The organism is Pyxidicoccus xibeiensis (assembly GCF_024198175.1).
Lineage (GTDB): Bacteria > Myxococcota > Myxococcia > Myxococcales > Myxococcaceae > Myxococcus > Myxococcus xibeiensis.
In genome coordinates this window covers 1,132,081-1,144,178 of record NZ_JAJVKV010000002.1, presented here as the reverse complement: position 1 = coordinate 1,144,178, position 12,098 = coordinate 1,132,081, and the positions used below count along the sequence as shown (strand labels likewise).

Annotated in this window: 11 protein-coding genes; 8 read left to right on the top strand and 3 right to left on the bottom strand. The window is 70.6% G+C overall.

Going from position 1 to position 12,098, the window contains the following annotated elements; genetic code table 11:
* The 3 genes from LXT23_RS12420 to LXT23_RS12410 are packed head-to-tail and all read left to right on the top strand — an operon-like array spanning position 1 to position 4,525.
* The gene (locus LXT23_RS12420) at positions 1-762 is read left to right on the top strand and encodes an ATP-binding cassette domain-containing protein (RefSeq protein ID WP_253980334.1); all 762 of its coding nucleotides are present in this window, start codon (positions 1-3) and stop codon (positions 760-762) included.
* Positions 755-1,765, top strand: coding sequence for an MlaD family protein (locus LXT23_RS12415; RefSeq protein ID WP_253980333.1), 1,011 nt, complete (start codon positions 755-757; stop codon positions 1,763-1,765). The genes LXT23_RS12420 and LXT23_RS12415 overlap by 8 nt, the downstream gene beginning before the upstream one ends.
* Positions 1,766-1,774: 9 nt before the next feature.
* Positions 1,775-4,525, top strand: coding sequence for a phospholipase D-like domain-containing protein (locus LXT23_RS12410; protein WP_253980332.1), 2,751 nt, complete (start codon positions 1,775-1,777; stop codon positions 4,523-4,525).
* Positions 4,526-4,661: 136 nt separating this feature from the next.
* Here LXT23_RS12410 and LXT23_RS12405 read toward each other — a convergent pair whose 3' ends face one another.
* Both LXT23_RS12405 and LXT23_RS12400 read right to left on the bottom strand, forming a co-directional pair.
* Positions 4,662-4,943 carry a hypothetical protein gene (locus LXT23_RS12405; RefSeq protein ID WP_253980331.1) on the bottom strand — a complete coding sequence of 94 codons (282 nt, stop codon included), beginning with the start codon at positions 4,941-4,943 and terminating at the stop codon, positions 4,662-4,664.
* Between the two features lie 69 nt (positions 4,944-5,012).
* Positions 5,013-5,300, bottom strand: coding sequence for a thioredoxin family protein (locus tag LXT23_RS12400; protein WP_407692881.1), 288 nt, complete (start codon positions 5,298-5,300; stop codon positions 5,013-5,015).
* Positions 5,301-6,400: 1,100 nt separating this feature from the next.
* On the opposite strand from LXT23_RS12400, the gene LXT23_RS12395 reads away from it, so the two are divergent.
* From LXT23_RS12395 to LXT23_RS12375, 5 genes are all read left to right on the top strand, one after another.
* Complete coding sequence (locus LXT23_RS12395; protein WP_253980330.1) at positions 6,401-7,579, top strand: RNA polymerase sigma factor; 1,179 nt, start codon at positions 6,401-6,403, stop codon at positions 7,577-7,579.
* Positions 7,580-7,662: 83 nt separating this feature from the next.
* A complete protein-coding gene (locus LXT23_RS12390) occupies positions 7,663-8,652 on the top strand; it encodes a viperin family antiviral radical SAM protein (RefSeq protein WP_253980329.1) in 990 nt (329 codons plus the stop codon).
* Positions 8,649-9,218, top strand: a complete 570-nt coding sequence (locus tag LXT23_RS12385; RefSeq protein ID WP_253980328.1) for a deoxynucleotide monophosphate kinase family protein — start codon at positions 8,649-8,651, stop codon at positions 9,216-9,218. The genes LXT23_RS12390 and LXT23_RS12385 overlap by 4 nt, the downstream gene beginning before the upstream one ends.
* Positions 9,219-9,238: 20 nt before the next feature.
* On the top strand, positions 9,239-9,517 hold the full coding sequence (locus tag LXT23_RS12380) for a type II secretion system protein GspG (protein WP_256560807.1): 279 nt from the start codon (positions 9,239-9,241) through the stop codon (positions 9,515-9,517).
* 70 nt (positions 9,518-9,587) lie between these two features.
* On the top strand, positions 9,588-11,327 hold the full coding sequence (locus LXT23_RS12375; RefSeq protein ID WP_253980326.1) for a DEAD/DEAH box helicase: 1,740 nt from the start codon (positions 9,588-9,590) through the stop codon (positions 11,325-11,327).
* 50 nt (positions 11,328-11,377) lie between these two features.
* Here LXT23_RS12375 and LXT23_RS12370 read toward each other — a convergent pair whose 3' ends face one another.
* On the bottom strand, positions 11,378-12,058 hold the full coding sequence (locus LXT23_RS12370; RefSeq protein ID WP_253980325.1) for a Fe2+-dependent dioxygenase: 681 nt from the start codon (positions 12,056-12,058) through the stop codon (positions 11,378-11,380).
* Positions 12,059-12,098: the final 40 nt, after the last annotated feature.

The window sequence follows — 12,098 nt, the reverse complement described above, 5'->3', positions numbered from 1 at the left end:
ATGCCCGCCGCAGTGAGCCCCGCCCCCGCCGATGACACGCTCCGCTTCACGGACGTGCAGGTGAAGTTCGAGGCGGGCCGGCGGCGCGTGCTGGACGGGCTGACGGCGGAGGTGTCCACGCGGGAGCTGACGTTCATCGCCGGAGCGAGCGGCTCCGGGAAGAGCGTGCTGTGCCGGATGGCGGTGGGGCTGCTGCGGCCGGATGCGGGAGGGGTGGAGCTGTGGGGCGAGCGGGTGGACACGCGGCCCGAGCGCGAGCTGGTGCGGCTGCGGCGGAAGGCGCCGTACCTGGTGCAGGGCCCGGCGCTGCTGGACTGGCGGACGCTGCGGGAGAACGTGAGGCTGGCGGACCCGGAGGCGCCCGCGGAGGACGTGGAGGCGGCGCTGGCGCAGGTGGGGCTGGTGGAGTGGGCGGACCGGCTGCCCCCGGAGCTGGGGCCCGGGGCGAAGAAGCGCGCGGCGATTGCCCGGGCGCTGGTGTTGAAGCCACGCTACCTGTTGCTGGACGAGCCCACCACGGGGCTGGACCGGCGGGCGGCCTCGCAGGTGGAAGAAGTGCTGGCCTCGCTGAAGCAGCGCGGCCTGGGAGGGCTGGTGGTGACGCACGACTACCGGCAGCTGAAGGGGCTGGCGGACCGGGTGCTGGTGGTGGCGGGCGGCAGGTGTGCGTACCTGGGCCCGCCGGCGGGATTCCTGGAGTCCTCCGCGCCCGAGCTTCGGGTGCTGACGGCGCCGTTCATGGAGGGCGCGACGGATGGATGAGCGACGGCTGGAGCTGAAGGTGGGCGCCCTGGTGCTGGCGACGGTGGTGGGCGTGTTCGCGCTGCTGTGGCTGATGGGCGAGCTGACGCTGGGCTCGGACACGGGGCTGGCGGTGGACTTCGGCCACACGGGCAACGTGGTGGAGGGCGCGCCGGTGAAGCTGGGCGGCGTGCAGGTGGGCCGCGTGCAGGCGATTCGCCTCCTGCCCGAGCGGCGGGACGCACAGGGCCGGCCGATGCCGGTGCGCATGGAGCTGGCCGTGGCCCCGGAGGCCGTCGGCGCATTGCGCACGGACGCGCGGGTGACGGTGGCCACGGTGGGCCTGCTGGGAGAGCCGTACCTGGAGCTGAACCCGGGCTCCGCGCAGCAGGCGCTGGGCGCGGGAGAGGCGGTGCGCGGGACGGATGCGCCCCGGTTGGATCTGCTGGCGGAGCAGCTGTCGCGCTTCGTGGAGATTCTCTCCGCGATGCTGGAGAAGGACCCGGAAGCGGTGACGGAGCTGGCGTCGAACGTGTCGAGGCTGACGAAGACGTTGGACCGGATGCTGACGGAGAACGAGGGTGACGTGAAGGTGCTGGCCTCGGAGCTGGCGGCGGCATCGAAGGACCTGCGGCAGCTGGCGGCGCTGGCGCGCGAGTCCTTCCAGCCCGGAGGCAAGGCGGCGCGGCTGCTGGATGACGCGGCGGCCACGGCGGCGGTGATGCGCAGCGAGCTGCCCGGCCTGACGAAGTCGGCGGGGACGACGATGGAAGGCCTCGCGGCGGTGACGGGGGCCCTGGGCCCCGAGGACGGACAGCGCGTGAAGCTGGCGCTGGAGCGCTTCACGAACGCGGCGGGACAGCTGGAGGGCATTGCCGGGCGCGCGGACCGGGTGCTGGCGAAGATTGAGGCCGGAGAGGGCACGGCCGGCGCGGTGCTGCAGGACCCGACGCTCTACGACGAGCTGCGCACGCTGGTGACGGACCTGCGCAAGCACCCGTGGAAGATCCTCTGGAAGGACTGACGGCCCGCCATGTTCCAACGCCTGCTCATCCTCTTCGATGCCACCGCGGCTCCGGAGCAGGTGCTGATCGCGGCCCGCCGGCTCGCTCCGACTCCCGAGAGCGTCCACCTCTACGGCCTCTCCCCCGAGCGTCGCGACCTCGAGCCTCCACGCCCCGCGAGCCTCACGGCCCTGGAGCGGCTCTGGGAGGGCGTGCGGGAGTGGCACGTGGAGTCCGGCGCGGGCTACCAGCTCGAGGACCACCTGGAGACCGATGCCATCCTCCAGGCGGCCCGGCAGCACGGCTCCGAGCTGGTGGTGGTGGGCCCGCTGCTCGCCGCATCGCCCAGGGCTCGGATGGGCGTCATCCTGTCGCTCGCCATCCGGGAGCGGCTCCACGTGCTCTCGGTCGGCGCGAGCTGTCCTGGGACGCCCTCCCCTACTGCTCGCCTCGCCATCGCGGTGGCGTCCGATGGCAGGGGCCTGGGCTCGGTAGCGGAGTTCCTCAGGAGGCATGAGCGCCCCGCCGAGCTCGTCGCACTGACCTCGACGGAGGCCCCCGAGCGGGACGGCGAGCTTCAGACCCTCTCCCATGCGCTCGGCATCACGGAGACGCTGCGCATCGAGGCGCTCTCACAGGGACTGAGGGGCCGGGCGGAGGCCTTCGACAAGGCCGCCTCGCAGTGGGGCGCGGACCTCCTGCTCGCGCCCACGGACGCGGTTGACGGCATGCACGCGCTGGCGCTCGGCCTGCTGGGTGCCAGGGCGATGCAGGACGCGCATGTCCCCGCGCTGCTGTTGCCGCGCACGCTGCCCGCCGCCGCGCTGTTCGAGGAGCGGCATTCCGTGTCGGACTCGCTGCTCCTCCCCGGGAGGGAGCTCCGGTTCGCGGTGGAGCGTGTGGGAATCCTGCCCGGCGTCTCGGTGCCGGAGCCGGGCGTCCTGACGGTGTTCGAGGGCGGCACGCCGCTCGGTGGCGCGCAGCACCAGGGCGGCACCGCGGTCCTTCCGGCGTCCTGGTTCTCCCACGTCCGACAGGGGCACGCCCTCGCCCTCGCCTTCGCGTGTGACACCGCCAGCGGAGCGCTCGCGCCCTGCCATGTGCTCGCGCCCGACAGGCCGCTGGCGCTCATCGACAGCCGGCTCGCCCCGACAGCGCCACGGGATGGCCTGGCCACGCTGGGCGCCGCGTGTCACCTCGTCTTCGTCCGTCTGCGCGACAGCGAGCCGCTCGACACGCACCGGGAGCACCTGCGCAAGCTGGCACCGGGACTCGGGACGCCGCTCCTCATCGACGCCAGTGCCTGGCTCGACGACGCACGCGCGGATGACGTCCCCCGGCTGGTCGACGCCCAGCGCCTGCTCCGGGTGGCCACCCGTCTGGCCATGGCCGGCGCCGCCATTGCCGCGGTGGTCACCCGCGACGAGCACCCGCTCCACCATCCGTTCCTCCGCACGCTGACGCCGAGCGAGTGCGGCCTGCTGCCGGACGGCCAGGCACCGGAACCCCTGCCGGTGCCGGAGGCGCCGGACACCTTCGCACGAGAGCTGGCACTCGCGGGCGGCAGCCGGTGTGTCGGTGGCCATGCCATCGACTTCGAGCTCGACAACGGGCGGGCCCGGGAGACGCTGCTTGCCGCCATCGAAGGGGCCCGGAGCACCGTGCATTGGCAGTGCTACATCGTCGAGGACGACGCGGTGACGGCGCGGTTCTCGGAGGCGCTCCAGCGGGCGGCGAAGCGAGGCGTGCGCGTCCGCCTGCTGGTGGATGCGCTGTACAGCGGGCATGACTCGTTCGGGGTGATGAATCCGGCCCTCGTCCGCCTGTCGGGGACGCCGGGCATCGAGGTGCGTGCCATCGCGCCGCTGTCCGGGCTGCCGAGCATCCTCGAGCTGAAGCAGCGCAACCACCGGAAGCTGCTCGTGGTCGACACGGAGCAGGCCTTCATCACGGGGCGCAACATGGGGGCGACCTACTTCACGGGCTTCGACGAGGTCGCCCTCCGGCGGACGTCGAACTACCGCGAGGTGCCCTGGCTGGACTGTGGCGCACGGCTCGCCGGCCCCCTGGTCTCGGACATCGAGCACGCCTTCCTGGCGGAGTGGACCCGGGCGGGCGGTGAGGCCTTCCCGGTCCGCGCCGCTGCGCCGGCGGGAGAGCTGGAGGCACGGCTCGTCCTGCACGAGGGGCTCAAGGACACCCATACGCTGGACACGCAGCTCGCGCTCATCCGCAGTGCCTGCTCGCGGCTGGTGCTGGTGAATACCTTTCCGCTGCTCCTCGAGCTGCAGCACGCGCTCGTGGCCGCGCTCCGGCGTGGGGTGAAGGTGGACATCCTCTTCGGGAGCGTCCGGCCCTGGTATGGCCAGCAGATTCCGTTCCCGGGAGGCGCGCTGCGCGAGGTCGCGGACCGGTACGTCCGGAGCCGCCTCGACGCCGTCATCGCCGCGGGAGGTGTCGCCTACGAGTTCGCGATGCCACCGGCGCCGGAGTGGGAGCCCGAGCTGGAGCGGGTCTTCCCGCACGTGCATGCCAAGCTGCTCGTCCGAGACATGGATGCCGTGGCGGTGGGCAGCGCCAACCTGGATGTCACCGCGGCCTACTGGGAGAGCGAGGCGCTGCTGGTCGTCCACGACACGGCCTTCGCCGAGCGCATGCTCGCGGCGCTGCAGTCCCTGCTCGCCACCTCACGCAGGGTCGACCGCGACGACAGCCAGTGGCGCACCGAGGCCGAGCAGCGCGCGTGGGTGGGACGCAACTGGCCCTCGCTCGTGGGTTGACTGCCACCCCACGCGGGGCTCACGGCGTGCCCGTCGCGCCACGGAGCGCCGGCTCGGACTCCCTGCCCGGCGCATACAGGACGCGTCTTGGGTCGATGGGCCTGGGCGAAAGCCCACCCGGGCTCATGCTCTGCGCTCAGCTCTCGGCGGCCGTGGTCTGCTCGGCGTCGGGCCGTGCCTCGCGGCATACCAGGTCGGAATCCTCCGCCTGCTGGGACTCGGCCTCGGCGATGGTGGGCGCGGCGGCGGAATCCAGCCCGCAGTAGCCTGCTTCCCCACAAGTCGTGAGGAAGATCTCGATACAGGGCGTGTTGCAATTCGAGCCGTCGCAAATGCGCCCGCAAGCGACCGCCGCGAAACTCGTGGCGGGGATCATCGAGAAGACGGAGACAGCGGCCAGCAAGAGACGTCGGTGCATGGGGACTCCGGGTGAGGGGTGGAGTGGATGATCGCCCTGGACAGAGGGCCCGGAAATCGTGGCTAACCGCTACACTTGGCCGCTGGCGTCAGACCTGGGGGCGCCGCCGGGCTTCTGCCCGGCCTCGCACGCCACGAGCTGCCTGCGCACCTCGTTCATGTCCAGCGCGTGACGCTGGCGGATGAGGTCCTTGAGCGCCGCCGCTGGCAGCGTTCCGGCCTGTTCGAAGAGCATGATGCCGTCGCGGAAGACCCTCAGCGTTGGGATGGAGCGGATCGCGAACGCGCTGGAGAGCTCCGCTTCCTGGTCGGTGTCGACCATCCCGAAGGTGATGTCCGGGGTATCCGTCCGACACATGTCACGGGCAGGCTCTCGGGAAGGCTGACTCGAGACCTGGAGGGAGCCCGCACCGCCTGAACCCGCGAGGGGCCTTCCGGGCTCTTGCGCGCCGTGGTCTTGAGCGGACCTGCCCGGTTGTCCGCCGTTGGCATGTCAGCCCCACCCGGTAGGAAGGTGCTGGCGGAAGGAACGTTCCTTCCACGGGCGGGTCGGTCCGGCAGGGGGTGGGCAGATGATGGAGCTGTACCCGCAGTTCGTGGCCACGCGGATGGAGGAGGCGGCGGCGGTGATGGCGCAGCGGGGCTACGACAAGACTCCGGCCGCGGAGCTGGGGCGGGTGGCGGCGAGGTGGGAGGGTGCAGTCACGGAAGAGGACGCGGACGCGTCGGCGGAGGCGCTCTGGCGGGCCCTGGGCCCAAGAGAGGAATCGACGCCCCGGGGGCCCGGAGGCATGCCGCCTCCAGACGGCGGGGAGCTCTCGGAAGAGACACCCGACAGCGAACCGGCGGAGGCAAGGGAGGATGACGCGGGGGCGCATCCGTCAGGCGCTCCGCCCGCGGAAACGAAGCGTCCCCAGGCCATGGCGGAGGGCGGTAGTCCGGCAACCGCCGCGCGCGAAGCCCTGGGGCTGCACGTGTTGAGTGATTCACCTTCGGGCGAGGGAGCGGCGCGGGCCGAAGCCATGACGGATGGAGAGGCCCTCGCAGCAGCTCGCGATGCTCGGGCGTTCGGGCACTCGATGCACGCCAGGCCTCGTGACGTTCTTCGATGCGGCCCTGCCGGGATGAGGAAACCGCACTCGGGAGGCCCCTGCCGGGCTGCGGGGCAAGCAACGCGCTGGAGGCGATGGCGCTCGCTGCGTTCGCATGCGGACGTCGACCGACTGCTGACACAGACGGAGGGTCGAGCCCTGCGCGCGGGCCTGCGGGCCGTGTCGTGAGACGTGGCCAGGGGTCACGAAAGACAGTCACCCGGGTCTGAGACAACCTCCAGTCCAGGATTCACCAGCGACTTGGCCAGACTGCTAGTGTGGCTGCCAAATGACAGGACAAGCCTCACCGGGGGATGGAGGCGCGCCACCGCGACGCACGCGTTGGTGGCAATTCGCGGTGTTTGCCGTGGCGCTGGTGATCTTCGCCTTCAACGTGCTCATCCCCATCGAGGGGCTTGCCTTCTTCATGACGGCGCTGACGGGGTTCTTCGGAGCCGCGTACCTCCTCGAGCGACTGGGCGCGCTGTCCTCGGGCATCTTTGACGGCGCGGTGTACCTTGCGTCCGCGCTCTTGCTCCTGGGCGCGATGCTGGCCGCCTCCGTGACGGCCTGGAACCTCATCCGCCGACTCGCGGGGCAGACGAAGCCGCCTCCCCTACTACTGCGGTGGCCCTGGCTCGTCGTCGGCGTCATCTTGGCGCTGGCCTGCCGGGCCATCCTCCCTCCGGACCTTGGCCGAAGTCAGCAGCCCGTGCTGGCAGGTGCACTTGTACTGGCCGCGTTCACCTGGGCGGTGCTGTACTCCGCCTACCTCCTGTACGCGCTTGGCTGGGGAGGGCTCTCACTGTCCTGGCGCATCGCGCGGACATCGCCTTTCGGCGCGGGAATGCTCACCTTGGCGTGTCTGGGCAGCACCGCCTTCGTCTTCCTGCTGGGCGCCCTGGCCGACGAGCTCGAGTCCAGTGCCGGCAGGCTTTCCGCACCCCGGGCCTCCGCGAGTTGCAATTCACCCTCCGTCGAGTGTTCGCGCCAGTTGCTCCTGGCTTCCGCGACGATGGGAGCGACACCTTCCCTGTCGTCCGGGCCGTCTCGCACCCAGAGCTTCCGCGACTGCATGGAGAGCCGCTACCAGGACCACACCCTGCTTGCGAAGGCGCGGAGCATCGCGGCCGAGATCGTTGGACCGGCTGACGCACCGGATATCGTCTATGAATCCCTGCTCAGCGTCTGCCTGCATTCCGACCGGTATCGCGACTTCGAGCAGTTCTTCCTGCGTTCCGTCCGGAATCGTGCCCTCAACGGGTTGAGAAGCGCCAGGTCATGCCCGATTGACCTCGAGCCAGAGCCCTCTTGCACCCTGCGGCCTGACGACGACTACGTTCGGCGCGAGACCCAGCTCGCCTTGCAGAAGTCCCTGTGTGCCCTGGGAGCTGAACACCGTCAGGTTCTCTTGATGCATTACTTCGACGACATGAGCGAGCTGGAGATCTCCCAACAGCTCGGTATCGAGTACGCAGCCGCTCGGAAACGGGTCCAGCGGGCCCGGGACAAATTGGAGATCGATTTTCTCCAACGTTGCCGCTGACTTACGTCACGCGGTCACAATTAAATGGCTGGTGGGTGTGGAGCGTCGAACCGCCTGCGAAAGCGGGCCCGAACGGAGGCTCCATGCATCAGCCCACAGTCGATGACCCCACCCTCTCCCCATTTGAGCGCCGCCTGGCATCGCGCACGCCCAACGCATCGGGTGGGAGCATTCCTTCCGGGTCAAACCGCACCTCCCAGCAGCACGAGTTGCCGCCCTCGGTCAACTTCCACCTGTGGGAGCCGTGCAACATGCGTTGCCGCTTCTGCTTCGCAACCTTCCAGGATGTCCGCGCCCAGGTCCTGCCTCGCGGACATCTTCCAAAGGAGGCGGCGCTGCGGATTGTGGAAATGCTTTGCTCCCACTTCCAGAAGATCACTTTCGCGGGAGGCGAGCCGCTCCTGTGTCCCTGGCTGCCCGAGTTGGTCCAAATCGCGAAGGAGCGCGGAGCGACGACCATGGTGGTGACCAATGGCAGTCAACTCACTCCCGAACGCATCGCGCGGCTCAAGGGCGCCCTCGACTGGGTCACGCTCAGCATCGACAGTCCCTTCCCCGCGACTCACGTGGCGATGGGCCGCGCGGTGCAGGGCCGGGCCATCGATCCGGAGGTCTACATCGCCACTGCGGACCGCATCCGGCAGGCTGGCATGCGCTTCAAGGTAAACACCGTCGTCACCTCGCTCAACGCAGGCGAAGACCAGGGCGCCTTCCTGCGTGCACTCCGTCCGGAGCGGTGGAAGATGCTCCGGGTCCTGCCCGTAGAGGGACAGAACAGCGGCAAGGTCGACTCGCTCCTGTGCTCCGACGAGGACTTCCGTGGCTTCGTCGCACGACACCAGGGGCTGGCCGCACACGGCATTGCCCTGATTCCCGAAGACAACGAGGACATGCGCGGTAGCTACGCCATGGTGGATCCCGCTGGGCGCTTCTTCGACAACGCTGGGGGTGGACACCGCTATAGCGGGCCCATCCTGGAAGCGGGCATCGAGCGAGCCTGGTCCCAGGTCCACTTCGAAATGGCACGCTTCGACCAGCGCGGCGGCCGGTATGACTTTGGAGGTGGGCGATGAACCCTCGGAACTTCATCTGCCTGGCGGGCGTGTCTGGCGCCGGCAAGGACACAGTGGGCAGCCTCCTGACACGTCACCATGGCTTCGAACGGGTCGCCATTGCCGATCCCATGAAGGCCATCTTGATGACGCTCTTCCAGCTCAGCCCGGACCAACTGTGGGGCGATGGGCGCAACAGCGTCGACCCCCGATTGGGCAAGTCGCCTCGGGAGCTGTACCAGCGATTCGGGCAGACCTGCGTCGAGCTCGATGCCGAGGTATGGCTCCGCCCCTTCCGCCTGCGTGTGGAGTCGCTCCTGAAGGCCGAAGGCAGGGTGGTCTGCACGGATCTGCGCACCAGCCGTGAGTGGAAGCTGGCGCGGGCCCTGGGAGCAGAGCTGTGGCTCGTGGAGCGCCCGGGTGCAGGCGCCCCAGGGGCGCTGGCGAGCCATGCCACCGAACGAGAAGCGGCGGGAGCGGAGCGAGCCCAATTCGATGCCGTCATCCTGAATGACGGGTCGCTCGAAGCCCTGCGCTCCCGCGTGGAAGAAACCCTGTGCCGAGCACCCGCACCGCGCAGCCAGTAGCACGGCGGCAGGCACGGTAGCTGCAGCCGCCCCGCTGGAAACGCGGTCACTATCCGGACGCCGCCCAGGGCCTTGGCGCCCTGGTGGATGCCGGGTTCCTCGAGGTCGCCCCCCAGGACCCCTGGGAGCATGACTACATCTACCGCCTCGAAGGCGGCCTGCCCGTCCTGCGGTCCTACGGCGAGGATGGAGCGCCCGGCGGGGACGGCATCGACGCGGACATCGTCGTCCGGACGTCCCCTCCGGCCGTCGGCGAGCCGCTCCAGGGCGGCGTGCCTTCACCTGCCACGGCCCCGTGATTTCAGGTGTGGGACAGAACCTGCATTCTTCGCGGCCATCCGGAGAGTGCTGGTGGTACAAGCCCGGACCGTGAAAGCCTCTCCGCCTCCTCCCGTCGCCCCCCCTCACGCCACTTTCGACTCCCTGGGCCTCAAGCCCGCCCTCATCGAGGCGCTCAGCGCCCTCGGATATGAGGAGCCCACGCCCATCCAGGCCGCCGCCCTCCCGCCGCTGCTCGCGGGCAAGGACCTGCTCGGCATCGCCGCCACCGGCACCGGCAAGACGGCCGCGTTCGCCCTCCCCCTCCTCAACCGCATCGAGCCGGGCACCTGCCGCCCGAACACCACCGCCGCGCTGGTGCTCGTCCCCACGCGCGAGCTGGCCATGCAGGTCTCCGAGGCCATCCACCGCTACGGGCAGAAGCTCGGCGTCACCGTGCTGCCCCTCTACGGCGGGCAGGTCATCGGCCAGCAGCTGCGCGTCCTCAAGCGCGGCGTGGACGTCGTCGTCGCCACCCCCGGCCGCGCGCTGGACCACCTGCGCCGGGGCACGCTCCAGCTCGACGACGTGCGCACCGTCGTCCTGGACGAGGCCGACGAGATGCTCGACATGGGCTTCGCCGAGGACCTGGAGGCCATCCTCTCCGGCACGCCCGAGACGCGGCAGACCGCCCTCTTCTCCGCCACCCTCCCCCCGCGCATCGCCAGCATCGCCGAGCGCCACCTGCGCGAGCCAGTGCGCGTGAAGATTGCCCGCGAGAAGGTGGAGCAGGGCGAGATGCCCCGCGTCCGGCAGACGGCCTACGTCGTCCCGCGCGCCTTCAAGATTGCCACCCTGGGCCGCCTGCTCGACGTGGAGTCCCCCACCGCCGCCATCATCTTCTGCCGCACCCGCACGGAGGTGGATGACCTCACCGTCTCCCTCAACGGCCGCGGCTGGCGCGCCCACGCCCTGCACGGCGGCATGACGCAGGAGCAGAGAGACCGCGTCATCAAGCAGCTCAAGTCCCAGGGCACCGACCTGCTCGTGGCCACGGACGTGGCGGCGCGCGGTCTGGACATCCCCCGGCTGTCCCACGTGGTGAACTTCGACGTGCCCAACGCCCCCGAGGCGTACGTGCACCGCATCGGCCGCACGGGCCGCGCCGGCCGCGAGGGCGTGGCCATCACCCTCGTGGAGCCCCGCGAGCACCGGCTGCTGCGCAACATCGAGCGCGTCACCGGCCAGCGCATCGAGGTGGCCACGGTGCCCACCGTGGCGGACCTGCGCGAGAAGCAGCAGGAGATGCTGCGCTCCGCCCTGCGCGAGGCGCTGGTGGCCGGTGAGCTGGACTCCTTCCGCGGCGCGGTGGAGGCCCTGGCCTCCGAGTTCGACGCCATGGACATCGCCGCCGCCGCGGTGAAGCTCCTCCAGGAGGCCCAGGACGAGGGCCGCGAGGGCAAGGAGGAGGAGATCCCCACCGTGGCCCCGCCGGTGGACCGGCCCCCGCGGCCCGGAATGGCCGGCGGCAGGCCTGGAGCGCCCGGTGCGCCCGGCGGCAGGCCGGGACGCCCGGAGCGGGGCACCAAGAGCCGGGGAGGCCCACCGGCCTGGGACATCACCCGCCTGTGGATTGGCGCGGGCCGGCGCGCGGGCATGCGCCCGGCGGACGTGGTGGGCGCCATCGCCGGCGAGGCGGGGCTCGACTCGTCGAAGATTGGCGCCATCCAGATTGGCGACAGCTTCACGCTGGTGGAGGTGCCGGAGCCGGACGCCAACCGCATCATCGCCGCGCTGAAGAACGCCACGGTGCGCGGCAAGAAGGTCCTCGTCCGCAAGGACCAGGGCTGACCTTCAGGCGGGGCGGGCTTCCGAGCCCCGCCCACGCCTTCGGCCGGGCTTCAGGGCTCCGCCCACTGCCTCAGGAGGTTGTGGTACACGCCCGTCAGCATCACCAGGGCGGGGCTCTTGGGCACCTCCTGGTTGAGCTGGGTAATCGCCGTGTCCATGTCGAAGAGCATCGCGCGGCGCGACACGTCCCGCACCATGCTCTGCACCCAGAAGAACGACGCGAGCCGGACGCCGCGCGTCACCGGCGTCACGTGGTGCAGGCTGGACGCCGGGTAGATGATGAGGTCCCCGGCCGGCAGCTTCACCGAGTGGCTGCCGTAGGTGTCCTCCACCACCAGCTCGCCGCCGTCGTAGCTGTCCGGCTCGGAGAGGAAGAGCGTCGCCGACACGTCCGTGCGCACGCGCAGCGGCGTCCCCGTCACCGGGCGGATGGCGCTGTCCACGTGCGAGCCGAACGTCATCCCCGGCTCGTAGCGGTTGAACAGCGGAGGGAACACCCGCTGCGGCAGCGCCGCGGAGATGAACATCGCGCTGCGCTCCAGCCCCGACAACACCAGGTCGCCCAGCTCGCGCGCGGCCGGCCCGTCGTCGGGGAGCTGGAGGTTCTTCTTCACCTGCGCGGACTGGTAGCCGGAGGTGACACGCCCGTCCGTCCAGGAGGCCCGCTCCATGACCGTGCGGCAGTGGGCCACCTGCTCGGCGGTCAGCACGCTGGGGATGTGCAGCATCATGGAGCGACTCCTGGAGGACGGTGGCCCCGCTGGCGGCCCG

Coding starts and splice junctions, on each gene's coding strand:
- LXT23_RS12420 (WP_253980334.1), top strand. CDS start 1: ATGCCCGCCGCAGTGAGCCCCGCCCCCGCCGATGACACGCTCCGCTTC.
- LXT23_RS12415 (WP_253980333.1), top strand. CDS start 755: ATGGATGAGCGACGGCTGGAGCTGAAGGTGGGCGCCCTGGTGCTGGCG.
- LXT23_RS12410 (WP_253980332.1), top strand. CDS start 1,775: ATGTTCCAACGCCTGCTCATCCTCTTCGATGCCACCGCGGCTCCGGAG.
- LXT23_RS12405 (WP_253980331.1), bottom strand. CDS start 4,943: ATGCACCGACGTCTCTTGCTGGCCGCTGTCTCCGTCTTCTCGATGATC.
- LXT23_RS12400 (WP_407692881.1), bottom strand. CDS start 5,300: ATGTGTCGGACGGATACCCCGGACATCACCTTCGGGATGGTCGACACC.
- LXT23_RS12390 (WP_253980329.1), top strand. CDS start 7,663: ATGCATCAGCCCACAGTCGATGACCCCACCCTCTCCCCATTTGAGCGC.
- LXT23_RS12385 (WP_253980328.1), top strand. CDS start 8,649: ATGAACCCTCGGAACTTCATCTGCCTGGCGGGCGTGTCTGGCGCCGGC.
- LXT23_RS12370 (WP_253980325.1), bottom strand. CDS start 12,058: ATGATGCTGCACATCCCCAGCGTGCTGACCGCCGAGCAGGTGGCCCAC.